This window comes from Candidatus Diapherotrites archaeon, from assembly GCA_040755695.1.
Taxonomy (GTDB): domain Archaea; phylum Iainarchaeota; class Iainarchaeia; order Iainarchaeales; family 1-14-0-10-31-34; genus JBFMAK01.
The window spans coordinates 1-1,109 of record JBFMAK010000041.1 but is presented as its reverse complement, the minus strand read 5'-3'; the positions used below and the strand labels follow the sequence as shown (position 1 = coordinate 1,109).

At 48.2% G+C, this 1,109-nt stretch carries 1 protein-coding gene; it reads right to left on the bottom strand.

What is annotated here, in order from left to right:
- Positions 1 to 126: 126 nt before the first annotated feature.
- Entirely contained in the window at positions 127 to 1,011 is an 885-nt protein-coding gene (locus AB1467_07550; protein MEW6296109.1) for an IS982 family transposase, read from the bottom strand.
- Between the last annotated feature and the right edge of the window lie 98 nt (positions 1,012 to 1,109).

The window sequence follows — 1,109 nt, the reverse complement described above, 5'->3', positions numbered from 1 at the left end:
ACTCTATCTATGAGTTCGTTGACGCGAAAGCAGGTAAACGTTCAGTGAGATGAGAAAAGCCGTGGTGAAGCAGCCGAACTAAAAAACAGCACGGCAAAGAGCAAAGGAGGTGAAACACCAGATCGGTTAGGCCAGGAAAAAGCTAAGCGTATGAGCAAGAATACAGGTAGCCACGCGTACTACATACCCTGCCAAGCTTCGTCCTCGTGGGCGTTCAACGTTGAAGACAGTGGTCAAGACACTGAAAACGGTTTCGACCCGATGGCGGAAATGACCTAATGCCTTTTGCACACCTTCAGGCCAACGTTGTTTCTGATTGTCTTTGCGTAACGGTAGTAACAGGATGCCACGTTTGCGCCAAAGGCGCTCTTCCAGTTCGGCATCGTTGTAAATCTTGTCACCAATCAGCACCAAATTGCGGCAGTCGAGTACCAGTTCATCCAAAACTTTCGGGTCTGGGATTGAAGAAGGTGCCAACACCCATTCATCAATCAACTGATCTACCGAGGCAGTGAGATGCAGCCGAAAACCAAAGACCTTGCTCTTTTTGCTGGTCACTACACCGAAATATTCATTGCCCACTACGCTGGTGCAACGCGAACCACGCGTATAAGTAACCACTGTCACCGGAGCGCTATCCACCAGACGCACCGGATCGGAACCATTCAGCTTTTGATCGCGCAAATCGCAGCGGATTGCCTCGATAACTCCAACCAATTCTCTGCGTCGAGCATTGAAACGATCCAAGTCTAGCAGCCCGGGAAACATATCCCACAGATATTGAAAGACAAAGGCATAGCCAAGTTCTTCGTTCCCATGAAAAAACGTCTCGATTATCAACGCCACCGTAATCACTTCGCTATCTGTGAACTTCGGCGCAGGCCCACTGGCTCGCCGTGGACTTTTACATTTACGGATTATTCGCCAGTAAGCATCATCCACCAGAACATACCATGTTGTTATGATGTCTTCCCACAGGTTTTTTGTGATATAGTTGGTTAGGCCGTTCATAATGTGCTCCTTTGTGCTTTTGGATACACAAAGATTCGCAGTGAACGGCCATTTTGTCAAGGCCCTATCGGCTCATTTTCTAACCCATAGATAGAGTA

Coding starts and splice junctions, on each gene's coding strand:
- AB1467_07550 (MEW6296109.1), bottom strand. CDS start 1,011: ATGAACGGCCTAACCAACTATATCACAAAAAACCTGTGGGAAGACATC.